The sequence below is a fragment of the Mycobacterium sp. 852013-51886_SCH5428379 genome, from assembly GCF_001665575.1.
GTDB lineage: Bacteria > Actinomycetota > Actinomycetes > Mycobacteriales > Mycobacteriaceae > Mycobacterium.
The window spans coordinates 244,393-267,905 of record NZ_LZSU01000042.1; the positions used below are offsets into that span (position 1 = coordinate 244,393).

Consider the following 23,513-nt stretch of genomic DNA (forward strand, 5'->3'; position numbering starts at 1 on the left):
CCTATCTCTTGATGGCTGTGACGGCGAGTGAGTCGCGCAGCGCGGCGACCTCGTCGGCGGTGGGGAAGGGGCGGCCGTAGTGGGCGAACACGTCGGGTCTGCTGCGGGCGCTGACGTCCCAGCCCCGCTCCTGCAGATAGTCGACGACGGGATTGCGCTCGCCCTCGTACATGAGGTCGGCCATGTCGAGATCGAGCCCGTGGCGGCGCCACTCCTGGCTCATCCGTTGCGAACTGGGGCCGATGCGGGCGGCGGGGTCGGGGTGGAACTCGGTGGCCAGTCGGCTGCCGGGCGCCGAGAGCGCCGTGATGTTGTCGAACAGCCGGTCCTGCGCGTCGGGCGGCAGGTAGATCAGCAGGCCTTCGGCGATCCACGCCGTGGGCGCGGTGTCGTCGAACCCCGCGGTCCGGAGGGCTGCGGGCCAGTCCTCACGCAGGTCGATGGCGACGGTGCGGAGCTCGGCGGTGGAGGAGGCACCGAGATCGGCCAGCGTGCGGGTCTTGAACTCGATGACCTCCGGCTGGTCGATCTCGTACACCACGGTGTCCGCCGGCCACGACAACCGGTAGGCGCGGGCGTCCAGCCCGGAGGCCAGGATGACCGCCTGCCGGACCCCGGAGTCCACTCCCGAATCGAGGAAGAAGTCGTCGAAGAACCGGGTCCGCACCGCCATCACGTCGGTCATGATCGCGAGCATCGTGGCGTTGTCGGGTTCCAGCGTGATCGAGCCGTCGAGCACTTTGACGAAGTAGTCCACGCCCACCGCGCGCACGAGGGCCTCGGCGTACGGATCGTTGATCAACGCGTCCGGCTCGCGGCTCGCCACCGCCCGGGCCGTGGCGACCATCGTCGCCGTCGCCCCGACGCTGGAGGCCAGATCCCAGCTGTCTGCGTCGCTGCGCACCACCGCCGGCCTACCTGACCGCGGTGACGTAGCGGACGTCGGCGAACCCCGCATCGTCGTCGGGCGCCGTGAGTCCGTACTTCACGAGGAGATCGACGCCGGCGATGCTGTCGGTCCTCCAGCCCTTCCCGGTCAGGTACTCGGCCGCCTCGGCGCGTTCACCGGTGTAGACCAGTTCCGAGAAGTCCAGGTCGAAGCCGTGCTTGCGCCACTGCTCCGACACCGCCTGCATCCGGGCCCGGATCTCGTCGTCTTCGACGTCGGAGGGGGCGACGACCCCTTCGACCGCCGCCCGGCTCCCGGGTGCGCTGTATTCGGTGATCTGGTCGAGCAGCCGGTCCTGCGCCTCGGGCGGCAGGTATCCGAACAGTCCTTCGGCGATCCAGGCGGTCGGCTTGGTCTCGTCGAAGCCGGCGGCCTGCAGCGCGCCGATCCAGTCGTCGCGCAGATCGACGGCGACGGTGCGGCGCTCGGTGGTCGGCTCGGCGCCGAGCCCGGCCAGCGTCTCGGTCTTGAAGGAGATCACCTCGGGCTGGTCCACCTCGAACACCACGGTGCCGGCGGGCCAGGTCAGCCGGTAGGCCCGGGCGTCCAGACCGGCGGCCAGGATCACCGCCTGCCGGATGCCGGCCTTGGTGGCCGCCGCGAAGAACTCGTCGAAGAAGCGGGTCCGTGCGGCCATCCCGTCGGCGAACCGGTCCATGTTGCCCGCACCGCCGGTGGCGTCGGGGTCGAGATCTTCGAGGGCGAGTTCGCCCGCGGCGAGACGCGTGAAGAAGTCGACGCCGACCGCACGCACCAGCGGTTCGGCGAACGGATCGTCGATCACCGCGTCGGGGGCCCTGGTGGCCACCGCGCGCGCAGCGGCCACCATGGTTGCAGTGGCTCCGACGCTGGACGCCAGATCCCACGTGTCGTTGTCGGTGCGGGCCATGGTGACCACCCTTCCTCGCGAATCGTCCTGTTTTAGTTAGCTGGTCTCATCAGCTATCGGCGAGGGTACGCGTCGTTTCTGAACGCCCGCTGTGACCGCCGTCGATGCGGGGATGACGGGCGATGACTGTTAATCTCGTAGACTGTTCGATGCGCGACTCGAGCAGGCTAGACGTCTGCCGTAGCGGCGCGCATGACTTGACCACGACGCTGGGTCGTCCAGCCCCATCCGCACGCCGCGCTCCATGAGGTCGGCTGCGCAGGAGGAAGAGTGCTTTCGGCTTTCATCTCGTCGCTGCGAACGGCCGACCTCAGGCGCAAGATCCTGTTCACCCTGGGTGCCGTCATCCTCTATCGCATCGGCGCTCAGGTTCCGTCGCCCGGCGTGAACTACCCCAATGTGCAGGAGTGCATCGCCCAGGTCAGCGGCGGTGATTCCGGTCAGATCTATTCGCTGATCAACCTGTTCTCCGGCGGTGCGCTGTTGCAGCTGTCGGTGTTCGCGGTCGGCATCATGCCCTTCATCACCGCGAGCATCATCGTGCAGCTGCTGACCGTGGTGATCCCGCGCTTCGAACAGCTCCGCAAGGAGGGCCAGGCGGGTCAGGCGAAGATGACGCAGTACACGCGTTATCTCGCGATCGCGCTGGCGCTCCTGCAGGCCACCAGCATCGTGGCGCTGGCCGCCAACGGCGGCCTCCTGCAGGGCTGCACCCTCGACATCATCGAGGATTCGTCGATCTTCTCGCTGGTCGTCATCGTCATCGTCATGACCGCGGGCGCCGCCCTGGTCATGTGGCTGGGCGAGCTGGTCACCGAGCGCGGCATCGGCAACGGCATGTCGCTGATCATCTTCGCCAGCATCACCGCGGCGATGCCCGCCGAAGGCAAGATGATCCTGGACAGCCGCGGCGGCCTGGTCTTCGGCCTGGTCTGCGTGGCCGCGCTGGCGATCATCATCGCCGTGGTGTTCGTCGAGCAGGGTCAGCGCCGCATCCCGGTGCAGTACGCCAAGCGCATGGTCGGCCGGAAGATGTACGGCGGTACGTCGACCTACCTGCCGCTGAAGGTCAACCAGGCCGGCGTCATCCCGGTGATCTTCGCGTCGTCGTTGATCTACATCCCGCAGCTGATCACCCAGCTGATCCAGTCCAACAGCGCGAACCCGGGCTCCGGCTGGTGGGACCGGTTCGTCGCCGAGTACCTCAGCAATCCGAGCAGCCCGGTCTACATCGCCTTCTACTTCGGCCTGATCATCTTCTTCACCTACTTCTACGTCTCGATCACGTTCAACCCCGACGAGCGTGCGGACGAGATGAAGAAGTTCGGCGGATTCATCCCGGGCATCCGGCCCGGCAGGCCGACCGCGGACTACCTGCGCTACGTGCTCAGCCGCATCACGCTCCCGGGCTCGATCTACCTCGGCGTGGTCGCGGTCCTGCCCAACCTGTTCCTGCAGGCCGGCAGCTCGGGCCCGGTGCAGAACCTGCCGTTCGGCGGCGTCGGTGTGCTGATCATGGTCGGCGTGGGTCTGGACACCGTGAAGCAGATCGAGAGCCAGCTCATGCAACGCAACTACGAAGGGTTCCTGAAGTGAGGATCGTTCTTCTCGGACCGCCTGGGGCGGGCAAAGGCACGCAGGCCCAGAAGCTCGCCGAGAAGCTCGGCATTCCGCACATCTCGACCGGCGACCTGTTCCGCCACAACATCACCAACGAGACCGAACTGGGCGTCGAGGCCAAGAAGTACCTCGACGCCGGTGACCTGGTCCCGTCGACGCTCACCAACGCGCTGGTCGACGACCGGCTCAACGACGACGACGCGGCCCAGGGGTTCATCCTCGACGGCTACCCGCGCTCGGTCGAGCAGGCCAAGGCGCTGACCGACATGCTGGCCGCGCGCAACACCAGCCTCGACGCGGTGCTCGAGTTCCGGGTGTCCGAGGACGAGCTGCTCGGCCGCCTCAAGAGCCGCGGCCGCGCCGACGACACCGAGGACGTCATCCTCAACCGGATGAAGGTCTACCGGGACGAGACCGCACCGCTGCTCGACCACTACCGCGACGAGCTCAAGACCGTCGACGCCGTCGGCACCATGGACGAGGTCTTCGCCCGGGCGCTGCAGGCACTCGGTCAGTGACGTGGCCAATCTGAGGTTGCGCAGCCGCAAGGTCGTCCCGCAGCGCACCCCCGGTGAGCTGGACGCCATGGCCGCCGCCGGTGCGCTCGTCGCCGCCGCGCTACGCGCGGTGCGCGAGGCCGCCGTCCCCGGCGTCACCACCAAAGACCTCGACGCGATCGCCGAATCGGTGATCCGCGACGGCGGCGGCACCCCGTCGTTCCTCGGCTACCACGGCTTCCCGGCCAGCATCTGCTCCTCGGTCAACGACCGCGTCGTGCACGGCATCCCGTCGACCGACGACGTGCTGGCCTCCGGTGACCTGGTGTCCATCGACTGCGGCGCCATCCTCGACGACTGGCACGGCGATTCGGCGATCACCTTCGGGGTGGGGCCGTTGATCGACGCCGACCACAACCTGTCTGAGGCCACCCGCGAATCGATGGAGGCGGGGATCGCCGCGATGGTCCCCGGCAACCGGTTGACCGACGTCTCCCACGCGATCGAGACCGGCACCCGAGCCGCCGAAAAGCGCTACGACCGCGCCTTCGGCATCGTCGACGGCTACGGCGGACACGGCATCGGCCGGCAGATGCACATGGACCCGTTCCTGCCCAACGAGGGATCGCCCGGCCGCGGCCCCCACCTCGCGCCCGGCTCGGTGCTGGCCATCGAGCCCATGCTGACCCTGGGCACCACGAAGACGATCGTGCTCGCCGACGAGTGGACGGTCGTCACCGCCGACGGCACCCGCGCCGCGCACTGGGAGCACACCGTCGCCGTCACCGACGACGGACCGCGGATCCTCACGCTCTGAGCGCGCAATGGTATGAAAGTCCGGTGACCGACGGGGCCGGACTGCGAGACCCGATCGCCCTGGCCCGCGCCAACTGGGAGGCCGCCGGCTGGGGCGACGTCGCCGATGGCATGGTCGCAGTGACGTCGGTGATGCGGGCACATCAGATCCTGCTGGCCCGCGTCGAGAACGCGCTGCGGCCCTACGATCTGAGCTTCTCCCGCTACGAGCTGCTCCGACTGCTGGCGTTCAGCCGCTCCGGTGAACTACCCATCACCAAGGCTTCCGACCGGCTGCAGGTGCACGTCACCAGCGTCACCCACGCCGTCCGCCGGCTCGAGGCCGCCGGCCTGGTGGAGCGCCTGCCCCATCCGACCGATGGCCGCACGACGCTGGTGCGGATCACCGACCTGGGCCGGTCCACGGTCGAGGACGCGACCGTGACGCTCAACGACGAGGTCTTCGCCGACATCGGCATGTCGGCCGATGAATCCCGGGCGCTGGCCGCCTCCATCGAGACGTTGCGCCGGCATTCCGGCGATTTCTGACGGGACTCAACCCAGCCGGACGGACAGTTCGGAGAAGCCGGCCGACGGATAGGTCGCCGCAACCGCCCGACCGCCGAGGGTGATGCGTCGGGTCCCGGCGAACAGTTCCTCGAGCACGATCCGGAACTCCATCCGCGCCAGCGGCGCGCCCGGGCAGATATGGATGCCGCGGCCGTACAGCAGGTTCAGCGACGGATCGCGATCCAATCGGTACTGCTCGACGTCGTCGAACGCCAGGGGGTCGCGGTTGGCGGCCGCCCACACCACCGTCAGCGGCGCATCGGCCGGGATGCGGGACGCGCCGAGCGTGACCTCTCGGGTGGTGCGCCGACGATTGCTGATCAGGGGCGCGTGCAGCCGCAGGATCTCGTCGCAGGCCGGCTCGATGAGCGTCGGGTCAGCGCGCAACTGGTCCTGCACCTCCGGATAAGCCGCCAGGGTTTGCGCCAGAATCCCGACGCCGGCCGCGATGGTGCCGAGCTCGCCGACGGTCCAGTTCCGCACTATCGAGACGATCTCGTCGTCCCGCAGCGGCCGGCCGTCGACGGTCTCGCTCAGCAGATCGGTGGTGGTGTCTGTCGGGGCGCCGCGCTGTCGCCGGGCATCGAGCTGTTCGCGGATGTAACCGTCGAACGCCAGCGCCACCGCGGCCATCGCCTGCCGGTCCTGCGCGTGAACGGCCGCGTGATTGCGCTTGACCCATTCGCGCAGCGCGTCCTGCAGCGCGTCCGGCCATCCCATGAACGCGCATTGCGCGCGGCCGGCGTAGGGCTCGGCGAACGCGTCGACGAAGTCGAACTCGGCGTCGCGCGGCAGACCTGCCACCAGCTCGGCGGTGAGCGCCCGCAATCTCGGCTCGAACGCCGCCAGCCGGTCGGCGGTGAAGTACCGGTCCACGACGGCGCGGAACATTGTGTGCTGGGGCGGGTCCATGCCGTTGGGCACGGCGACGTGCTGCGTCGAGACGGCGTTGGAGAACGTCGTGTGGTCGTCGAGGACGCGGACGACGTCTGCGTGGGTGCAGACGTCGTACGCGCGGTGGGATTCGCTCACTGTTGCAGGTCTACCAGCACCTCGCTCACGGCAGCGGAATGTCGTCGCCGTGCTGCGCCAGCCAGTCCGGGAACGACTGGAGCCCGGGGTTGAGTTCGCGCACCCGGTCCAGGTCGCGGTCGCCGGTGAAGGTCGCGGCGTCCTCCGCGTAGTACTGGAACATGTTGCCCATCTCGACCGCTGACGGGAAGCCCTGTGCGCGGAACTCGTCGAACGTCATCGGCCGGTAGACCACCCGTCGGCCGAGCGCCTCGGTCAACGCGGCCGCGTAGCCGTCGCCGGTGAGGATGTCGCCGGCAATGCTGACGGTCCGGCCGATCAGCGGATCGCCGCGGTGGAAGATCTCGAGCGCCGTCCGGCCGATGTCCTCGACGGCGATACCCGCCAACGGCTGATCGGCCATGGGGATGCCGAGTGTCAACGTGCCGTCGTCGCCGGGCCGGGGCGGGAACGAGTTCGCGAAGTTCTCGTAGAACAGGGTGGTCCGCAGATACGTGGTGGGGACCGCGGCGAAGAACCGGTCCGCCTCAGCCTTGGCGTCGAAGTGCGGCACCTTGTACCCCTCGACGTCGGGGACGGCGGCGTCGTCGGCGAATCGGCCGCGCGAGTCCTCGAGCGTCGACCAGACGACATGACGCACGCCCGCCCGGTCGAGTGCCCGCACCGCGGCCTGTGCCTGGGCGAGTTCCCGCTGCGCTGCTGTCTGCTGCGCGTCCTGCGGCAGCGGAGCCCAGTAATTCGTGACGACGAATGCGCCGTGGGCCCCGGCGAACGCGGCGTCCAGGCTCTCCTCGTCGTCCAGGTCAGCGGCGACGACCTCGGCGCCGGCGGCGGTCAATGCCATCGCCTTCGTCGACTGCGGGTCACGGGTCAGTGCCCGGATGGTGAACGCGTCGTCGTCGAGCAGTGCGCGGACCATACCGCCGCCCTGGGAACCGGTTGCTCCGACGACCGCGATGATCTTCTTGTCCGTCATATCGTTCATCCCTTCCAAGTTGATGTATCAACCTGTTTCCAACAGTAGGCGTGCTCTGGTTGACGCGTCAACCCGTCGGCTAACATCGGGGTATGGCCTCGACGCGATGGCTCACCGACGACGAGCAGCAGGCGTGGCGCGCCTACATCGCCATGCAGCAGACCCTGAGCCGGCACCTCCACCAGCACCTGCAGCGCGACTTCAACCTGTCGGACTCCGATTTCGAGATCCTGGTGAACCTCTCGGAAGCCGACGGTGCGCGGCTTCGCCCGGTCGACCTCGCGGCGGCCACCCAGTGGGAGAAGAGCCGGTTGTCGCATCATCTGAGCAGGATGGCCGCGCGGGGGCTGGTGGCGCGGGAACCGGGGGAGGGCCGCTATCCGGTCGTCGTGCTGACCGACGCAGGACGCGCCGCGCTGGAGGCGTGCGCACCGGCCAATGCGGCCCGAGTCCGCGAGCTGTTCATCGACGTGATCGGACCGGAGCGTCTGGAGGTGCTGCGCGGTATCGCCGAGGACGTCGTCGCGGCGGTCGAGACCCATCGGGGCACCGACTGCTCTCTGGCGTGACCGTCAGTCCGCCACCGGTGCGGGCAGCGGGATCGTCGCGGTCACCGCGGTCCCGGCACCCGGGCGGGACCGGATGTTGAGCCGGCCGCCGACGATCTCCGCGCGTTCGGCCATGGACAGCAGGCCGTAGCCGCCCATCTCGTCCCCGCCCACCGGATGTTCGAACGTGTCGAATCCGACGCCGTCGTCGACGATCTCCAGCCGCGCCGTCGGTCCCGCGGGGCCGTCCTCCACGCTGAACGTCAGCCCGGCCGTCCGCGCTCTGGCGTGTTTGACGACGTTCTGCAGGCACTCCTGCGCGATGCGGTACAGCGCGAGCTCGGTGTGGTCGGGCAGCCGCACCTCCGCGAGATCCACCGCGAGGTCGACCTCCGGGATCGTGCGGGCGAGACTGGCCAGCCCGCCGGCCAGTCCGAGGTCGTCGAGGACCGGCGGACGCAGCCCGCTGATCGCCGCGCGCGCCTCGGCCAGCGTCAGATCGGCCAGTTCGCGGGCCTTGGCGAGCTGTTCGGCCGCGGCTTCGGGATCGGCGATCGCCCGGGCGGCGGCGTCGAGGCGGTAGGACAGCGTGACCAGTCGCTGGGAGATGCCGTCGTGGATGTCGCCGGCCAGGCGTCGGCGTTCGATCTCCTGGGCCTGGATCACCTGCTCGACGAAGTTCTCGTGCGCGCGTTCGCGGGCCACCAACTGGCGGTGCAGCCGCGCCTGATGCAGCGCGCCCGCGATCAACCGGCCGATCACCAGCAGCAGTTCGACGTCGCGGGGTGTGAATTCCCGGCGCGCCACCGTGTGCACGTTGAGCACGCCGACCAGTCCGCCCGGATCGGTCTGCATCGGTACCGACACCATCGAGGTGAAATCGCGGCCGCGTAGCGACTGGAACGGCAGATACCGCGGATCGGACTCCTTGTCGTGGCTGATCACCACCGGTTCGCGGTGGCTGGCCACCCATCCGGAGATGCCGTGTCCCAGGGGTAGGCGGATCTTGCCGACCTCACTGTCGAACGGCGGGGTGGCGCCGGTCAGCGTCAGCGACCGGTCCGAATCGTCGAGCACGTGCACGAAGCAGACGTCGGTGGCGGTGGCCGCGGTGATCATTCGGGCCGCCGCGGCGGCGAGCGGTTCGACGCCCGGTCCGCTGGAGGTGGCCTGGATCAACTCACGCAGCAGGGCCAGTTCGCGGTCGGCGGTGAGTACGTTCCGGCGGGCAGGAGCGGAGCGACCCGGGAGATCATCGGCGCTGGTCACTGGTAGATCCCCTCGCGCAGCGCGGTCGCCACGGCGCCGGCCCGGTCGCTGACCCCGAGTTTGCGGTAGATGGCCCGCAGGTGGGTCTTCACGGTCTCCTCGCCGATGACCAACTTGTGGGCGATACCGCGGTTGGACAGCCCGTTGACGACGAACGACAGGATCTCGCTCTCGCGCTGGGTGAGCCCCTGCCGGGCGCCCGGCCAGAACTCGGCGCGCTGCAGCCGGGCCGCGGTGTCGACGGCTCTGGCCGCCATCTTCGGGTCGATGGCCATCTCGCCGCTGTGCGCGAACTCGAGTTGGCGCACCAGTTCGTCGCTGTTGATGCTCTTGAGCAGATAGCCCGACGCTCCCACCCGCAGCGCCTGGAACAGGTACTGCTCGTCGTCGTAGACCGACAGCATGACCACCTTCTGCGCGGGATCGCGCTGACGCAGCTGCAGGCACAGGTCCAATCCGCTGGCGCCCTGCATCCGCACGTCGCACAGCACGATGTCCGGACGCAGCTCGTCGACCACGCCGAGCGCCCGTTCGGCGCCCACCGCCTGACCCACCACCGAGACCCGGTCGTCGAACGACGCCAGCATGGCCTTGAGGCCTTCGATGACCATCTCGTGGTCGTCCACCAGGACGATGCGCACGGGCATCGGCACGGGCTGGACCATGCGCAACACATTAGAGGCGGCGCGGACGCGGGTAGCTCAACTTCGCCGGTCCAATCCCCCATAGGGGGGAGGACGCCGAGGTGTGACGTAGACCACTGTAGGACCGTGTCCACAACAGAGCAGAGAACATGGTGTGCCGGCCGGTTCTGGTGGGGACCGGCTGAGCAGAACGCCAGCCCGGTCCGCGCCCTGATCTTCGATCTGGACGCGCTGGCCGATCTGGAGCGTGACGCCCACCGCGTGGTGTTCAACGCCGCCTTCGCCGCCCACGGGCTGCCGATCGAGTGGTCGGTCGCGCGGTACCGCCAACTGCTCGTGCTGCGCGATGAACGGCAGCGCGTGCTGGCCGAACTCCGCAAGCACTGCGTCGGACCCGAATGTGACGTGCTCACCGAGCTCCTCGCCGACGAGGTCTGCGCGACCAAGACGATCATGTTCGACGAGATGGTGGTCGACGCGGAACTGTCCCCGCGTGCGGGGCTGACGGATCTGATGAACGAGGCGTTCGCCGCCGACATCCCGGTCGCCGTCGTGACCGCCGGGCGGCGCAGCTGGGCCGAACCGCTGATTCGCCAACTCGTCGGCGAGGGGCTGGTCGAGGTGATCGTCACCGCCGACGACGTCACCACTCCCGGTGCGGACCCCTACCGTCAAGCGCTGGCCGAGCTGGGGGTGTGGCCGCAGCACGCCGTCGCCTTCGCCGGATCGTCACGCGGACTGCGGATGGCGGGATCCGCGGAGCTGGCGACGGTGCTCGTCGGTGCGTCCGCCGGCGCCGCGCGCGATGCGTCGACCGCCATGGCCGTGGTGGCCGACTATGCGGGTGCGGTGCCGCTGACGCTGGCCGCGCTGGGCCGGATGCGGGGCCGGTGGCCGGCCGCGCAGACGAATTCGGCCGCCTGAAGTCGCGCCGGGGGCGGGCGGTGTCCGAGGGGTCGCCGACCGCCGCCCGACGGCGTGCGAGGCTCAGCCGCGCAGCATCTCGATGATTGCGCTGAAGTCCTTGTCGTTGTAGGACGCACCGGACCTGACGAACCCCGCATAGAGCTGGGCGGCGTGGCTGCCCAGCGGCGCCGCGGCACCGGTGGACTGCACCGCGTCCATCGCCAGTCCGAGATCCTTGTTCATCAGCGCCGTCGCGAAGCCCGGCTTGAAGTCGTTGTTGGCCGGCGACGTCGGAACCGGTCCCGGCACAGGGCAATTCGTGTGCACCGACCAGCAGTTGCCGGTCGCGCCGGTGATGACGTCGAACAGCGACTGTGCCGGCAACCCGAGTTTCTCGGCCAGCACGAAGGCTTCACCGATCGCGATCTGCTGGACGGCGAGCACCATGTTGTTGCACAGCTTGGCGGCCTGACCGTTGCCGGATGCGCCGCAGTGCACGACCTTCGCGGCCATCGGTTCGAGCACGGGCCGAGCCGCTGCGACTGCGTCTTCGGAACCGCCGACCATGAACGCCAGCGTCCCGGCCGTCGCACCCTTGACCCCACCGGAGACCGGTGCGTCGATCTGGGCGAAACCCCGGGAGGTGGTGTCGGCGTTGATCTCCCGCGCATCGGCGACCGAGATGGTGGAGGTGTCGATGAACAGCGCACCCGCCTGGGCGGCGGGCAGCACCTCGGCGTAGACCGACTTCACCACCGCCCCGTTCGGCAGCGACGTGATGACGACCTCGGCGCCGGAGACCGCCTCGGCGCCGCTGCCGAATGTGCTGACGCCGTTGTCTTCGGCGGCCGATCGCAGGGCCGGTACCGGATCGAATCCGCGCACGGTGTGACCGGCCTTGGCCAGGTTGGCCGCCATCGGACCGCCCATGTGGCCGAGCCCGAAGAACGCAATTGTCGTCACTGTCATCTTCTCCTATGCCGATGCGCGGGCGCGGCCCGCGGCTGCCCGCCCGATCACCACACGCATGATCTCGTTGGATCCCTCGAGAATCCGGTGTACGCGCAGATCCCGCACGATCTTCTCGATGCCGTACTCGCGGAGGTATCCGTATCCGCCGTGCAGTTGCAGCGCCTGATCGGCCACCTCGAAACAGGCGTCGGTGACGTAGCGCTTGGCCATCGCGCACAGCTCCACCTTGTCCGGGTGGCCGTCGTCCAGTGCGGTGGCCGCACGCCACAGCAGGGTGCGCGACGTCTGCAGAGCGGTGGCCATATCGGCCAGGGTGAACCGGATGGTCGGCTCGTCGAGCAGCGATCCGCCGAACGCCTGCCGGTCGGCCACGTAATTGGCCGCCTTGTCGTAGGCGGCCTGGGCGCCGCCGAGGGAACACGCGGCGATGTTGATGCGGCCGCCGTTGAGGCCGTTCATCGCGATGCCGAAGCCCTTGCCCTCACCGGCTTCTCCGCCGAGCATGTTCGCCGCGGGCACCCGCGCACCCTCGAGGATCACCTGCGCGGTGGGTTGTGCGCTCCAGCCCATCTTCTCCTCGTCGGCGCCGAAACTGAGCCCCGGCGTGTCCTTTTCCACGATGAACGCCGAGATGCCCTTCGGGCCGTCGCTACCGGTGCGGGCCATCACGATGTACACGTCGGATGTGCCTGCGCCGGAGATGAACTGCTTCACCCCGTCGAGCCGGTAGTGGTCACCATCTCTGACCGCGCGGGTGCGCAGCGCGCTCGCGTCGGAGCCGGCCCCGGGTTCGGTGAGGCAGTAGCTCGCGATCGACTCCATCGATGCCAGCCGCGGCACCCAGGTCGAGCGCTGCTCCTCGGAGCCGTACACGTCGACCATCCACGCACACATGTTGTGGATCGACAGGAACGCCGCGATCGTCGGATCGGCGGCGGCCAGCATCTCGAAGATGCGGACGGCGTCGATGCGCCGCAGACCGCTGCCGCCGGCGTCCTCACGACAGTAGATCGCCGCCATGCCGAGTTCGGCCGCTTCCCGCAGTACGTCGGTGGGGAAGTGGTGCGTGCGATCCCACTCCAGCGCGTTGGGCGCCAACCGCTTCGCGGCGAACGCCTCCGCCGTCTCGGCGATCACCCGTTCGTCGTCGTCGAGACCGAAATAGTCCACGTTGAACTCTCCTCGCGCAAGCGCTCGTCGGGCGAGACCTAATTCATGGTCGGGATGACGAACTCGGCGCCATCCTTGATGCCCGACGGCCAGCGCTGCGTGACCGTCTTGGTCTTGGTGTAGAACAGGATCGAATGCGGGCCGTGCTGGTTGAGGTCGCCGAAGCCGGACCGCTTCCAGCCGCCGAAGGTGTGGTACGACACTGGCACCGGGATCGGCACGTTGACGCCGACCATGCCGACCTGCACCCGCGCCACGAAATCACGGGCGGTGTCGCCGTCGCGGGTGAAGATCGCCACGCCGTTGCCGTATTCGTGTTCGGTGGGCAGCCGGAGCGCCTCTTCGTAGGTGTCGGCACGCACGATGCACAGCACGGGTCCGAAGATCTCGTCGCGGTAGATCGACATGTCGGGGGTGACGTGGTCGAAGAGGGTGGGGCCGATGAAGTAGCCGCCCTCGAGGCTGTCGTCGCCGAACTGCAGCTCGTCGCTGGCCCGCTCACGGCCGTCGACGACCGCTTCGGCGCCGGCCTCGACACCCTGGTTGATGTAGTCGCGGACCCGGTTGAGGGCGGCCTCGGTGACCAGCGGACCGTAGTCGGCCTTCGGGTCGAGGCTGTGCCCGACGCGCAACTGGTTCACCCGCTCGACGAGGCGGTTGCGGAGGCGGTCCGCCGTTTCTTTGCCCACGGGCACCGCGACGCTGATCGCCATGCAGCGTTCCCCGGCGCTGCCGTAACCGGCACCGATCAGCGCGTCGACGGCCTGGTCGAGATCGGCGTCGGGCATGACGATCATGTGGTTCTTCGCGCCACCGAAGCACTGGGCGCGCTTACCGTTCGCGGCGGCGCCGGAGTAGATGTAGTGCGCGATGTCGGAACTGCCGACGAATCCGACGGCCTGGATGTCCGGATGTTCGAGGATGGCGTCGACGGCCTCCTTGTCGCCGTGCACCACCTGGAAGACGCCCGCGGGCAGGCCCGCCTCGAGGAACAGCTCGGCCAGCCGGACCGGCACCGACGGGTCCCGCTCCGAGGGCTTCAGGATGAACGCGTTACCGCACGCCAGCGCGGGGCCGGCCTTCCACAGCGGGATCATCGCGGGGAAGTTGAACGGGGTGATGCCGGCGACGACGCCGAGCGGCTGGCGCATCGAGTAGACATCGATGCCGGTGCCCGCGCCCTCGGTGTACTCGCCCTTGATGAGGTGCGGGATCCCGATCGCGAACTCGATGACCTCGATACCGCGCTGGATGTCGCCCTTGGAATCGGGGACGGTCTTGCCGTGCTCGAGCGAAAGGAGTTCGGCTAACTCTTCTATGTTCTTGTTCACCAGCTCGATGAACCGCATCATCACGCGGGCGCGGCGCTGCGGGTTCCAGGCGGCCCATTCCTTCTGTGCCTCGACCGCGAGGGCGACGGCGGCGTCGACGTCGGCGCGCGAACCGAGCAGCACCTGGGCCTGCACCTCGCCGGTGCTCGGATTCAGCACGTCCGCGGTCCGGGTGGACACGCCGTCGGTGCGCTTGCCGTTGATGAAGTGCTGGATTTGTCTGGTCATGGAAGGCCCCCTCGCTTGAGATACTAGGACATCCTAGTAACCGAGGGTGGGCATTGACAAGAGGTTCACTGGCCCCGCTGCGCGTAGCGCGCCTCGACCTCGTCTTTGATCGGGCGCCACCAGGATTCGTTGTCCCGGTACCACGCAACGGTCGCGCGCAGTCCCGCTTCGAAGTCGCGATGTTCGGGCCGCCAGCCCAATTCCCGGTACAGCACCGACGGGTCGATCGCGTACCGCAGGTCGTGCCCGGCCCGGTCGGGTACGTGGTCGAAGTCGTCGGGATCGCGGTCCATGATGCGCAGCAGCGTGCGCAGCACCGTCAGGTTGTCGGCTTCACCCTCCGCGCCGATCAGATAGGTGCGGCCGATCGTGCCGGCGGCGAGGATCCGGTCGACGGCGCTGTTGTGATCGTCGACGTGGATCCAGTCGCGCACGTTGGCGCCGGTGCCGTAGAGCTTGGGCCGCCTGCCGGTCAGCACGTTGGTGATCTGGCGCGGGATGAACTTCTCGACATGCTGATAGGGGCCGTAGTTGTTGGAGCAGTTCGACAGCGTCGCGCGCACTCCGAACGACCGCACCCACGCCCGCACCAGCAGATCCCCGGCGGCCTTGGTCGCCGAATACGGACTCGAGGGGTTGTAGGGCGTCGCCTCGGTGAACCGCTCGGCGGTGTCGAGGTCGAGGTCGCCGTAGACCTCGTCGGTGGAGATGTGGTGCAACCGCACCCCGTGGCGGCGCACGGCCTCGAGGATCGCGTAGGTGCCGACCACGTTGCTACGCAGAAACGGCTCGGGATCGGCCAGTCCGTTGTCGACGTGGGTCTCGGCGGCGAAGTGCACGACCGCGTCGCATCGCGCGACGAGTTCGTCGACCAGCCGGGTGTCGGTGATGTCGCCCTCGACCACTTCGATCTGTCCGGCCACTGAGGTCAGCGATTCGCGGCTGCCCGCATACGTCAGCGCATCGAGAACGGTGACCGATGTGTACGCGCCGGTGCGCACACAACGGTGCACGAAGTTCGCGCCGATGAAGCCGGCGCCGCCGGTGACCAGCAACCGCATGCCGCCGACCTTAACGGGCGATGCGACTCAGCTCTTCAGGCCGAGCGGGCCCGCCAGCTCCGTCAGCGTCGGGATCAGCTTGTCCCAGCCGCCCAGCACCTGGATGGCGACGTGGTCGGCGCCGCGCTCGTGGTGTTCCTCCAGCCGCGCCGCGACCGCCTCCGCGGTGCCATGGGCGACGACCGCGTCGATGAGCTTGTCGCTGCCCGGCTTGGCGACGTCGTCGTCGGTGAACCCGAGCCGCTTCCAGTTCTTCACGTAGTTGCTCAGGCCGAGATAGAAGTCGACGGTGCCGCGGCCGATCTCGCGTGCTTCCTCGACGTCGGTGCTCAGCACCACCTTGTGCTCCGGAGCGAGGAACACCGTGGGGCCGACGGTGTTGCGGGCCTGCCCGGTGTGTTCGGGGGTGGTGAGGTACGGGTGCGCGCCCGCGCTGCGCTGGGCGGCGAGCTTGAGCACCTGGGGGCCCAGCGCGGCGACGACGAGTCGGCTGGTGGGCACCTTCGCCGCGTCCAGGGCGTCGATGTACTCCACCAGCGCGTCGTACGGCTTCTGGTATTCGGCGCTGGCCTCGGGGTGGCCGATGCCGATGCCGAGCAGGAAGCGGCTGGGGAACTTGTCCTCGATGCGGTGGAAGGACGCGGCGACGTCCTTGGCCGGCGACGCCCACACGTTGACGATGCCGGTCGCAACCTGCAGGGTCTCGGTCGCCTCGAGGATCGGCTCGACGAACTCGAGTTCCGCGGCGGGGGAGCCGCCCACCCAGACCGCGCCGTAGCCGAGTTTCTCGATCTCCGCGGCCTGCTCGGGTTTGGGCGCGCCACCGGTCCACACGCCGTAACGGCCGAGTCCTGGCTTGAGGGAAACCCCTTCGGTCATGTCCGTCCCTTCAGTCGGGGTCTGCTACCGCAGGCCCAGTGGGCCCGCGAGTTCGGCCAATGCGGGCACCAGCTTGTCGGGGCCCGTCAGCACCTGCACCGGTACGTGGTCGGCGCCCGTTTCGAGGTGCTCGTGAAGCCGGGCCGCGATGGCCTCCGGTGTCCCGTACGCGACCACCGCGTCCACCAGTCGGTCACTACCCGGTTTCGCGACGTCTTGATCACTGAATCCGAGACGTTTCCAGTTGTTGACGTAATTCGCGAGATTCAGATAGATGTCCAGGGCGCGCCTGCCGGCCGTGCGGGCCTTCTCCGGATCGGTCGTCAGCACCACCTTGTGTTCGGGGGCGAGGAACGCATCCGGTCCGATGAGCTCGCGCGCTCCCGCGGTGTGCTCGGGCGTGGTGAGGTACGGATGCGCGCCGGCGCTGCGCCGCGCCGACAGCTTGAGCACCTGGGGACCGAGCGCTGCCAGCACCCGGCGCTCGGACGGCACGCCGTACTCGTCGAGCTTGTCGAGGTATTCGGTCAGTGCGTCGTAGGGCTTGCGATACTCCTGGTGCGCCTCGGGATGACCGACGCCGATGCCGAGCAGGAAACGGCCGGGATGCGTCCGTTCGATGCGGTGGAACGACTCCGCGATCGGCCCCGCCTCCGCGGTCCAGATGTTGACGATCGCGGTGGCCAGCTGCAGGTTCTCGGTGGCGTCGAGGATCGGTTCGACCCAATCGAGTTCGGCCGGCGGTGAACCACCGGCCCAGATCGCGCCGTAGCCGAGTGTCTCGATGTCGCGGAGTTGCTGGGCGGACAGTTCGGCGAACTGGCTGTAGAGCCCCATCACGCCGAATCGACCCAGATCAGGTTTGGTCATGCCGACACACTTCCGCTCTGGAGGGGTTCACTTTCCGGTGCGGGCGCCTGCAAGGGTAGGCAGACGATGAACCGGGTGTCCCCGGGCTTCGACTGCACCGACAGGTTGCCGCCGTGCTTCTCGACGACGATGCGCCAGGCCAGGTCGAGGCCCAGTCCCGTGCCCTCGCCGAACGGTTTGGTGGTGAAGAACGGGGTGAAGATCCGCTCGATGATGTCCTCGGGGATGCCGGGCCCGTCGTCGCAGATCTCGACGTGCACCATCGCCTCGTTCTCCCGCATGGTGCGAATCGTCAACGTGCCATGGCCGTTCATCGCCTGCAGGGCGTTGTCGATGAGGTTGGTCCACACCTGATTGAGATCGCCCGGGTAGCAGAGCAGTTCCGGCAGCGACTTGTCCTTCTCCCAGACGAGCTTGACCGGGGTGTCCTTGCCGACCTTGCCGCCGAACATCATCAGGGTGCTGTGGATGAGCTCGTGGACGTTCGCGCTCTGGTACGGCGCCCGGTCCATCTGCGAGTACTGCTTCGCGCCGGCCAACAGCGCAGAGATCCGCTTGCTGGCCTCGGCGATCTGCGTCATCAGCAGTTCGGTCTCGATCGTGTACTTCAGCCAGCCGATCGCGCCCTGCAGCATGGAGGTGGCGTCGCCGTCGTCGGTGCAGTCCTCCACCGACGCCGACACCCGCTCCAGCCAGTCGACGTCGAGGCCGGCCTCCACGAACGTCGGGGCGTAGTCCCAGCCGCCCGAGATGCCGTGATCCTCGAGCCAGTCGCTGATGTGGTCTTCGCGGTCGGAGGTCTCCAGCGCGGTGAGTTCCTGGCTCTTGGATTTGGCGACCTGTTCGGCGACCTCGTCCTGGACGCTCACCAGCGTGCGCAGTGCCGCCGCGGTGAACTTGCCGTCGGCGAGCATGGCCAGCTTGTGGCGCATCTTGCCGACGCGGTCCTGCAGATCGCTGACCGCTCGGGCGGTGGCCGCCGCCGGGTTGTTGAGCTGATGGGTCAGACCGGCCGACAGCTGGCCGAGCGCGAGCAGCTTCTCGCGCTGACCGATGATCTGGCTCTGTCTGCGGCCGCCGACCATGTGGCCCTCGAGCAGGTGCACGGCCATCGGGAACTGGCTCTGCATGAACCGGGCGAACGCGGCCGCGTCGAGGACGAAGAACCTCGAGGGCCGGGTCAGCCGGACCGAGGCCTGATAGACGTGCTCCTCACCCGGTACGTAGGCCGACCAGGCGCCGCAGTACACCCCGCGCTGCGAGGTGCGGTTGGTCTCGATGTCGACACCGCCGGAGCGCTTCGACATCACCAGCTCGCCCTCGATCAGCACGTAGAAGCAGGTGGCCTCGTCGCCCTCGTGGCACAGCGGGCCCGGCGGGAAGTGCTCGATGTGACCGTCCGCGCAGAGCGTCTCGAGCTGTTCGTCGGTCAGGGCCTCGAAGAGAAACAGCGAACGCAACTCTTCTTTCAGGCATTTCTCGCCCATGGTGATCCTTCCTGGACGGCCGGGTCCTCGGGCGCGACGGACAGAGGCAGTGCTGCAATAAAACGCGTATCGCCCGGGATTGATTCCGCCCACAGGCTGCCGCCGTGCCGATCGACGACGCGCGCGGCGATGTCGAGGCCCAGCCCGGTGCCCTCGCCGAACGGCTTCGTGGTGAAGAAGGGGTCGAAGATCCGGGCCATCAGATCGTCGGGGATGCCGCCGCCGGTGTCACCGATCTCGACCCGCACCATGTCCTCGTACCTGCGGGTGCGCAGCGTCAGCACCCCCGACGGCATCTTGGCCAGCGCGTCGAGCGCATTGGCGATGAGGTGCGTCCACGCCTGGTTGAGCTCGGCCGGATAGCACGGCACCTCCGGAAGGGTGACGTCGTAGTCGCGCACCACGGTGACCTCCGGGCCCAGCCGGTGCGACGTCATCGCCAACGTGCTGTCGAGCAGTGCGTGCAGGTCGGCGAAACCGAACGGCGCCCGGTCCACCTGCGAGTACTGCTTGGCGTGGTCGACGAGGGTGGAGATCCGCCGGGTCGCGTCGCCGATCTCGGTGAGCAGCAGTTCGGTCTCGACGGTGCTGCTGAGCCATCGGATCGCCGCGGCGAGGCACTCGGGGGTCACGCCGCAGGCCGACGCCGAGATGCGTTCCATCCAGTCGATGTCCAGGCCGGCCTCGGCGAACGTCGCCGCGTGGACCCAGGCGTCGGGCACACCGCGCGCGTCGAGCCAGTCGCCGATGGCCTCCTCGAGATCCGACTTCTGCACCGAGGTCAGATCGTTGGGCTTGCCGGCAACCTCGGCGACACGGTCCTGCAGTTCGGTCAGCGCCGCCATGGCCTCGCGGTCCAGCAGGGGGTCGGGCAGTTCGGCCCGCCGGTGCCGCATGGTGGCGGTCTGCGCGCGCAGCGCGGAGGCCGCCCGCACCGCCGCGGCCGCCGGGTTGTTCAACTCGTGGGTGAGGCCGGCGGTCAGCTGGCCGAGTTGGACGAGCCGGTCGTGCGGGCCGAGGATGCGCCGCTGATAGAACCGCCCGTGCGAATGCCCGACGAGCAGATGCGTCGCCATCGGGAACTCCGAGCGCAGAAAGGTGCCGAGGATCGTGGCGTCCAGCGAGAAGATCCGCGACGGGCGGGTCAGGATCGCGGTGTTCTCGTAGAGCACGTCGTCGTCGAGCAGGAACGCCGACCACGCGCCGCAATACGACCCGGGCGTCGTCGCCCGCAGGATGTCGATGTCTCTGGTGCCGGAGCGCTTCGAAAGCGCGATCTCGCCTTCGATCAACACGTAGAAGGTGTCGGCGGGTTCGCCCTCGCGGCACAGCTCACCGGCTGGGAGGTCGGCGATCTGCCCGTCGGCGCACAGTCGGCGAAGCTGCGCGTCGGTCAGGCCGTCGAAGATGAACAGATCCCGCAGCGCTTCGACGTCACACGCCATTGCCGCGCTCCTCCCGCGTCTCGGTCAGGCTTCGGCCAGATACCGGTGCACCAACATGACCGCCATCGACCCTTCGCCGACGGCGGCGGCCACCCGTTTGGCGGATTCGGCGCGCACGTCCCCGGCGACGAACACCCCCGGCACGCTGGTCTCGAGGTGATGCGGTGGACGGTCCAGCGTCCAGCCCGCGACCTCGCGCAGATCCGGGCCGGCCAGGATGAATCCGTGGTCGTCGCGGACCACGATGCCGTCGAGCCAGTCGGTGCGCGGTTCGGCGCCGATGAAGATGAACATGCGGCCGCACGCGCGGTCTTCACGCTCGCCGGTCTCCGTGTTCTGCAGGCAGATGCCCTCGAGGTGGCCGTTGCCCTTGACGGCGTGCACGACGGTGTTGGGCAGTTCGTGGATCTTGTCGTTGGCCCTGATCTGCTGGATCAGGTAGTGCGACATCGAATCCTCGAGTGTGCGGCGGCTGACGATGGTCACCGACTTCGCCGTGCGCGCCAGATGCATCGCGGCCTGACCGGCGGAGTTGGCTCCGCCGATCACGTACACCTCGTCGTCGTCGCAGTCTGCCGCAACCGACGCCGTCGCACCGTAGTAGACGCCTGCGCCGGTCAGACTGTCGCAGCCCTCGGCAGGAAGTTGCCGGTATTCGACGCCCATCGCAAGGATCACCGAGCGCGCGCCGATCGAGCGGCCGTCGGAGAGCCGGACAGTGCGGGCCGACCCGTCCACCTCCAGTGCCGTCACCTCGGCGGCGGTGATCAGTTCCGCGTCGAACTTCTCGGCCTGCATCCGGGCACGCTCGGCGAGCTGCGCCCCCGACAGCCCGTCGGGGAAGCCGAGATAGTTCTCGATGCGCGAACTCTGACCGGCCTGCCCGCCGGTGGCGGTGCGCTCGATGAGCACGGTCTCCAACCCCTCCGACGCGCCGTAGACGGCCGCGGCCAGGCCGGCGGGACCGCCGCCGATCACCACGAGGTCGTAGAAGTCCTCGGCCGGGGTGGTGGTCAGACCCAGGGTGGCGGCCAGGTCGGCGTCGGTGGGGTCCACCAGCGTCTCGCCCTGTTCGGTGATGATCACCGGGAGCGTCAGCCCGTCGAGTTTCGCCGCCTCCAGCAGCCGGACGCCCTTGGGCTCGTCGGCCCGGAACCACGTGTAGTACAGCCGGTTGCGGGCCAGGAACTCCCGCACCTCGGAGGACCGGGCGTTCCACGGATGCCCGATGACCTTGGTGTGGGGGATGGCGCGGTCGCCGGTCTCCCGCCACGCCTCGACCAGCGCGTCGACCACCGGATACAGCTTCTCCTCCGGCGGGTCCCACGGTTTGAGCAGGTAGTGGTCGAGGTCGACGACGTTGATGGCGTCGATGGCCGCATGGGTGTCGGCGTAGGCGGTGAGCAGCACGCGGCGGGCCATCGGGAAGATGTCCATCGCCTCTTCGAGGAACTCGATACCGCTCATCTGCGGCATCCGGTAGTCGGCGACGAACACCGCGACGGTCTCCCCCCGCAGCTTGAGTTCGTTGAGTGTCTCGAGGGCGTCGGGGCCGGATTCGGCGCGCACGATGCGGAAGTTCTCGCCGTAATGCCTGCGCAGGTCGCGCGCGACCGCGCGGGACACCGCAGGGTCGTCGTCGACCGTGAGGATCACGGGTTTACGGGAGGCGGTAGCGGGGCCGGTCATCGTGATCAAGTATGCGCCGGTCGTCCAGCGAATACGCGGTCGAGCGGGGGGAAGGACCGGAGATGCGGAACCGTACGATCGTTCGGGTGTCGCCGGGCGGCACAGAGCAGCACGTTCGGCGATTTTGGCCGACTGCGCCGAGCGGGTAGTATCGACCAACGGTGCGGAACCGCGCCGACTCTTTGCGTGCCCGCCACGGAATCCTCGCGGAATTTCCCGGCCTCGGCTCACGTTTTGTTGTCGGGGCCGGACTGCGCCGGTGCACCCCCCAGTGCACAGCAGTCGCCGCTTGCGGCGGCCGGCGCCGAAACCAACCAGAAGACAACCGGAGGATCTCCGAAAAGTATGGCCAAGAAAGACGGTGCCATAGAGGTCGAGGGTCGCGTGGTCGAACCCCTGCCCAATGCGATGTTCCGCATTGAGCTGGAGAACGGTCACAAGGTTCTCGCCCACATCAGCGGCAAGATGCGGCAGCACTACATCCGCATCCTGCCCGAGGACCGCGTCGTGGTGGAGTTGTCTCCCTACGACCTGTCCCGGGGCCGCATCGTTTATCGGTACAAGTAAACAGACCAGCAACCAAGCAAGAAGGATCTCCACGCCGTGAAGGTGAACCCGAGCGTCAAGCCCATCTGCGACAAGTGCAGGGTGATCCGTCGGCATGGGCGGGTCATGGTGATCTGCTCTGATCCGCGCCACAAGCAGCGGCAGGGCTGACGAGCACCGCAGGGCTGGCCCACGCCACACACAACTGAATGATGACCTCCCAGTACCACCGAGCGGATTGGCCGCTCGGACGCGCCCGGTCGGAGGCCGGGCCCCACACCTGAGTGGGAACGGACTGGGATCAGACCTCCGCCAAGTAAAGGAATGGCACACCCATGGCCCGACTAGTGGGCGTTGATCTGCCGCGCGACAAGCGCATGGAGATCGCACTTACCTACATCTACGGCGTCGGCCGGACGCGCTCCCAGGAAATCCTGGACGCCACCGGTATCGACCGCAACCTGCGCAGCAAGGATCTGACCGACGACCAGGTCACCCAGCTGCGCGACTACATCGAGGCGACTCTCAAGGTGGAGGGTGACCTGCGCCGCGAGGTGCAGGCAGACATCCGCCGCAAGATCGAGATCGGCTGCTACCAGGGTCTGCGCCACCGTCGTGGCCTGCCCGTGCGCGGACAGCGCACCAAGACCAACGCGCGTACCCGCAAGGGCCCGAAGCGCACCATCGCCGGCAAGAAGAAGGCCAGGTAACCCCGGATGGCACAGGCAAAGAAGGGCGGCGCGTCCGCCAAGAAGGGTCAGAAGACCCGCCGCAGGGAAAAGAAGAACGTCCCGCACGGCGCCGCTCACATCAAGAGCACCTTCAACAACACGATCGTGTCGATCACCGATCCCCAGGGCAACGTGATCGCCTGGGCGTCCTCGGGTCACGTGGGCTTCAAGGGGTCGCGTAAGTCGACGCCGTTCGCCGCGCAGCTGGCCGCCGAGAACGCCGCGCGCAAGGCGCAGGAGCACGGCGTCAAGAAGGTCGACGTGTTCGTCAAGGGTCCGGGTTCGGGCCGTGAAACCGCCATCCGTTCGCTGCAGGCCGCGGGCCTCGAGGTCGGCGCGATCGCCGACGTCACACCGCAGCCGCACAACGGTTGCCGTCCGCCGAAGCGGCGCAGGGTCTAGGGAGGAT

25 protein-coding genes are annotated in these 23,513 nt (G+C 68.3%); 10 read left to right on the top strand and 15 right to left on the bottom strand.

What is annotated here, in order from left to right; genetic code table 11:
* Window position 1 precedes the first annotated feature (1 nt).
* Together A5757_RS18560 and A5757_RS18565 are read right to left on the bottom strand one after the other, a co-directional pair.
* On the bottom strand, window positions 2-907 hold the full coding sequence (locus tag A5757_RS18560; RefSeq protein WP_066836775.1) for a class I SAM-dependent methyltransferase: 906 nt from the start codon (window positions 905-907) through the stop codon (window positions 2-4).
* A gap of 7 nt (window positions 908-914) precedes the next feature.
* A complete protein-coding gene (locus tag A5757_RS18565; protein WP_066836995.1) occupies window positions 915-1,838 on the bottom strand; it encodes an SAM-dependent methyltransferase in 924 nt (307 codons plus the stop codon).
* A gap of 270 nt (window positions 1,839-2,108) precedes the next feature.
* Between A5757_RS18565 and secY the strand changes: the two genes are divergently transcribed.
* From secY to A5757_RS18585, 4 genes are read left to right on the top strand one after another with little or no spacing between them, the layout of a single operon-like run.
* Window positions 2,109-3,434, top strand: coding sequence for a preprotein translocase subunit SecY (gene secY / locus A5757_RS18570; protein ID WP_066836779.1), 1,326 nt, complete (start codon window positions 2,109-2,111; stop codon window positions 3,432-3,434).
* On the top strand, window positions 3,431-3,976 hold the full coding sequence (locus tag A5757_RS18575; RefSeq protein WP_066836782.1) for an adenylate kinase: 546 nt from the start codon (window positions 3,431-3,433) through the stop codon (window positions 3,974-3,976). The genes secY and A5757_RS18575 overlap by 4 nt, the downstream gene beginning before the upstream one ends.
* Before the next feature lies 1 nt (window position 3,977).
* Window positions 3,978-4,772, top strand: coding sequence for a type I methionyl aminopeptidase (gene map / locus A5757_RS18580; protein WP_066836784.1), 795 nt, complete (start codon window positions 3,978-3,980; stop codon window positions 4,770-4,772).
* A gap of 41 nt (window positions 4,773-4,813) precedes the next feature.
* A complete protein-coding gene (locus A5757_RS18585) occupies window positions 4,814-5,299 on the top strand; it encodes a MarR family winged helix-turn-helix transcriptional regulator (RefSeq protein ID WP_197497384.1) in 486 nt (161 codons plus the stop codon).
* Window positions 5,300-5,305: 6 nt separating this feature from the next.
* Here A5757_RS18585 and A5757_RS18590 read toward each other — a convergent pair whose 3' ends face one another.
* Window positions 5,306-6,352 carry a cytochrome P450 gene (locus A5757_RS18590; protein ID WP_066836787.1) on the bottom strand — a complete coding sequence of 349 codons (1,047 nt, stop codon included), beginning with the start codon at window positions 6,350-6,352 and terminating at the stop codon, window positions 5,306-5,308.
* A gap of 25 nt (window positions 6,353-6,377) precedes the next feature.
* Window positions 6,378-7,337 (bottom strand): NmrA/HSCARG family protein, encoded by a 960-nt coding sequence (locus tag A5757_RS18595; protein WP_231984047.1) that lies wholly within the window; start codon window positions 7,335-7,337, stop codon window positions 6,378-6,380.
* An 83-nt stretch (window positions 7,338-7,420) separates the two neighbouring features.
* Between A5757_RS18595 and A5757_RS18600 the strand changes: the two genes are divergently transcribed.
* Window positions 7,421-7,897, top strand: a complete 477-nt coding sequence (locus A5757_RS18600; RefSeq protein WP_066836790.1) for a MarR family winged helix-turn-helix transcriptional regulator — start codon at window positions 7,421-7,423, stop codon at window positions 7,895-7,897.
* A 3-nt stretch (window positions 7,898-7,900) separates the two neighbouring features.
* On the opposite strand, the gene A5757_RS18605 is transcribed toward A5757_RS18600, so the two are convergent.
* Window positions 7,901-9,145, bottom strand: a complete 1,245-nt coding sequence (locus A5757_RS18605) for a GAF domain-containing sensor histidine kinase (RefSeq protein WP_066836793.1) — start codon at window positions 9,143-9,145, stop codon at window positions 7,901-7,903.
* Window positions 9,142-9,810 (bottom strand): response regulator transcription factor, encoded by a 669-nt coding sequence (locus tag A5757_RS18610; RefSeq protein WP_231984048.1) that lies wholly within the window; start codon window positions 9,808-9,810, stop codon window positions 9,142-9,144. Before A5757_RS18610 ends, A5757_RS18605 begins: the two co-directional genes overlap by 4 nt.
* A gap of 105 nt (window positions 9,811-9,915) precedes the next feature.
* Between A5757_RS18610 and A5757_RS18615 the strand changes: the two genes are divergently transcribed.
* Window positions 9,916-10,713, top strand: a complete 798-nt coding sequence (locus A5757_RS18615) for an HAD family hydrolase (RefSeq protein ID WP_066836795.1) — start codon at window positions 9,916-9,918, stop codon at window positions 10,711-10,713.
* 63 nt (window positions 10,714-10,776) lie between these two features.
* Here the strand turns inward: A5757_RS18615 and mmsB are convergent, their stop codons facing one another.
* From mmsB to A5757_RS18660, 9 genes are all read right to left on the bottom strand, one after another.
* A complete protein-coding gene (gene mmsB, locus A5757_RS18620; RefSeq protein ID WP_066836796.1) occupies window positions 10,777-11,658 on the bottom strand; it encodes a 3-hydroxyisobutyrate dehydrogenase in 882 nt (293 codons plus the stop codon).
* Between the two features lie 12 nt (window positions 11,659-11,670).
* Entirely contained in the window at window positions 11,671-12,837 is a 1,167-nt protein-coding gene (locus A5757_RS18625; protein WP_066836799.1) for an acyl-CoA dehydrogenase family protein, read from the bottom strand.
* A 38-nt stretch (window positions 12,838-12,875) separates the two neighbouring features.
* Window positions 12,876-14,396, bottom strand: a complete 1,521-nt coding sequence (locus A5757_RS18630) for a CoA-acylating methylmalonate-semialdehyde dehydrogenase (RefSeq protein WP_066836802.1) — start codon at window positions 14,394-14,396, stop codon at window positions 12,876-12,878.
* Window positions 14,397-14,461: 65 nt separating this feature from the next.
* The gene (rfbB, locus tag A5757_RS18635; RefSeq protein ID WP_066836805.1) at window positions 14,462-15,457 is read right to left on the bottom strand and encodes a dTDP-glucose 4,6-dehydratase; all 996 of its coding nucleotides are present in this window, start codon (window positions 15,455-15,457) and stop codon (window positions 14,462-14,464) included.
* 27 nt (window positions 15,458-15,484) lie between these two features.
* Entirely contained in the window at window positions 15,485-16,336 is an 852-nt protein-coding gene (locus A5757_RS18640) for an LLM class F420-dependent oxidoreductase (RefSeq protein ID WP_066836808.1), read from the bottom strand.
* 24 nt (window positions 16,337-16,360) lie between these two features.
* On the bottom strand, window positions 16,361-17,206 hold the full coding sequence (locus A5757_RS18645; protein ID WP_066836811.1) for an LLM class F420-dependent oxidoreductase: 846 nt from the start codon (window positions 17,204-17,206) through the stop codon (window positions 16,361-16,363).
* Window positions 17,203-18,693 (bottom strand): ATP-binding protein, encoded by a 1,491-nt coding sequence (locus A5757_RS18650; RefSeq protein ID WP_066836814.1) that lies wholly within the window; start codon window positions 18,691-18,693, stop codon window positions 17,203-17,205. The genes A5757_RS18645 and A5757_RS18650 overlap by 4 nt, the downstream gene beginning before the upstream one ends.
* Window positions 18,675-20,138, bottom strand: coding sequence for an ATP-binding protein (locus A5757_RS18655; RefSeq protein ID WP_066836817.1), 1,464 nt, complete (start codon window positions 20,136-20,138; stop codon window positions 18,675-18,677). The genes A5757_RS18650 and A5757_RS18655 overlap by 19 nt, the downstream gene beginning before the upstream one ends.
* A 24-nt stretch (window positions 20,139-20,162) precedes the next feature.
* Window positions 20,163-21,827, bottom strand: coding sequence for an FAD-dependent oxidoreductase (locus A5757_RS18660; RefSeq protein WP_066837004.1), 1,665 nt, complete (start codon window positions 21,825-21,827; stop codon window positions 20,163-20,165).
* Window positions 21,828-22,172: 345 nt separating this feature from the next.
* Here A5757_RS18660 and infA point away from each other — a divergent pair, with 345 nt between their 5' ends.
* The 4 genes from infA to rpsK all read left to right on the top strand — a co-directional run bounded on the left by infA (window position 22,173) and on the right by rpsK (window position 23,506).
* Window positions 22,173-22,394, top strand: a complete 222-nt coding sequence (infA, locus tag A5757_RS18665) for a translation initiation factor IF-1 (RefSeq protein WP_003418601.1) — start codon at window positions 22,173-22,175, stop codon at window positions 22,392-22,394.
* Window positions 22,395-22,430: 36 nt separating this feature from the next.
* Window positions 22,431-22,544, top strand: coding sequence for a 50S ribosomal protein L36 (gene rpmJ / locus A5757_RS22970; RefSeq protein WP_003879483.1), 114 nt, complete (start codon window positions 22,431-22,433; stop codon window positions 22,542-22,544).
* A 164-nt stretch (window positions 22,545-22,708) separates the two neighbouring features.
* A complete protein-coding gene (gene rpsM, locus A5757_RS18670; RefSeq protein ID WP_066836819.1) occupies window positions 22,709-23,083 on the top strand; it encodes a 30S ribosomal protein S13 in 375 nt (124 codons plus the stop codon).
* Window positions 23,084-23,089: 6 nt separating this feature from the next.
* Window positions 23,090-23,506, top strand: a complete 417-nt coding sequence (gene rpsK / locus A5757_RS18675) for a 30S ribosomal protein S11 (RefSeq protein WP_066836822.1) — start codon at window positions 23,090-23,092, stop codon at window positions 23,504-23,506.
* Window positions 23,507-23,513 lie beyond the last annotated feature (7 nt).

Excerpts from the sequence above, each read along its gene's own strand:
- A5757_RS18595 (WP_231984047.1), bottom strand. The coding sequence starts at position 7,337 with ATGAACGATATGACGGACAAGAAGATCATCGCGGTCGTCGGAGCAACC.
- rpsM (WP_066836819.1), top strand. The coding sequence starts at position 22,709 with ATGGCCCGACTAGTGGGCGTTGATCTGCCGCGCGACAAGCGCATGGAG.
- A5757_RS18645 (WP_066836811.1), bottom strand. The coding sequence starts at position 17,206 with ATGACCAAACCTGATCTGGGTCGATTCGGCGTGATGGGGCTCTACAGC.
- rfbB (WP_066836805.1), bottom strand. The coding sequence starts at position 15,457 with ATGCGGTTGCTGGTCACCGGCGGCGCCGGCTTCATCGGCGCGAACTTC.
- A5757_RS18655 (WP_066836817.1), bottom strand. The coding sequence starts at position 20,138 with ATGGCGTGTGACGTCGAAGCGCTGCGGGATCTGTTCATCTTCGACGGC.
- A5757_RS18650 (WP_066836814.1), bottom strand. The coding sequence starts at position 18,693 with ATGGGCGAGAAATGCCTGAAAGAAGAGTTGCGTTCGCTGTTTCTCTTC.
- A5757_RS18600 (WP_066836790.1), top strand. The coding sequence starts at position 7,421 with ATGGCCTCGACGCGATGGCTCACCGACGACGAGCAGCAGGCGTGGCGC.
- A5757_RS18565 (WP_066836995.1), bottom strand. The coding sequence starts at position 1,838 with ATGGCCCGCACCGACAACGACACGTGGGATCTGGCGTCCAGCGTCGGA.
- A5757_RS18660 (WP_066837004.1), bottom strand. The coding sequence starts at position 21,827 with ATGACCGGCCCCGCTACCGCCTCCCGTAAACCCGTGATCCTCACGGTC.
- infA (WP_003418601.1), top strand. The coding sequence starts at position 22,173 with ATGGCCAAGAAAGACGGTGCCATAGAGGTCGAGGGTCGCGTGGTCGAA.
- A5757_RS18610 (WP_231984048.1), bottom strand. The coding sequence starts at position 9,810 with ATGGTCCAGCCCGTGCCGATGCCCGTGCGCATCGTCCTGGTGGACGAC.
- rpsK (WP_066836822.1), top strand. The coding sequence starts at position 23,090 with ATGGCACAGGCAAAGAAGGGCGGCGCGTCCGCCAAGAAGGGTCAGAAG.
- A5757_RS18630 (WP_066836802.1), bottom strand. The coding sequence starts at position 14,396 with ATGACCAGACAAATCCAGCACTTCATCAACGGCAAGCGCACCGACGGC.
- A5757_RS18640 (WP_066836808.1), bottom strand. The coding sequence starts at position 16,336 with ATGACCGAAGGGGTTTCCCTCAAGCCAGGACTCGGCCGTTACGGCGTG.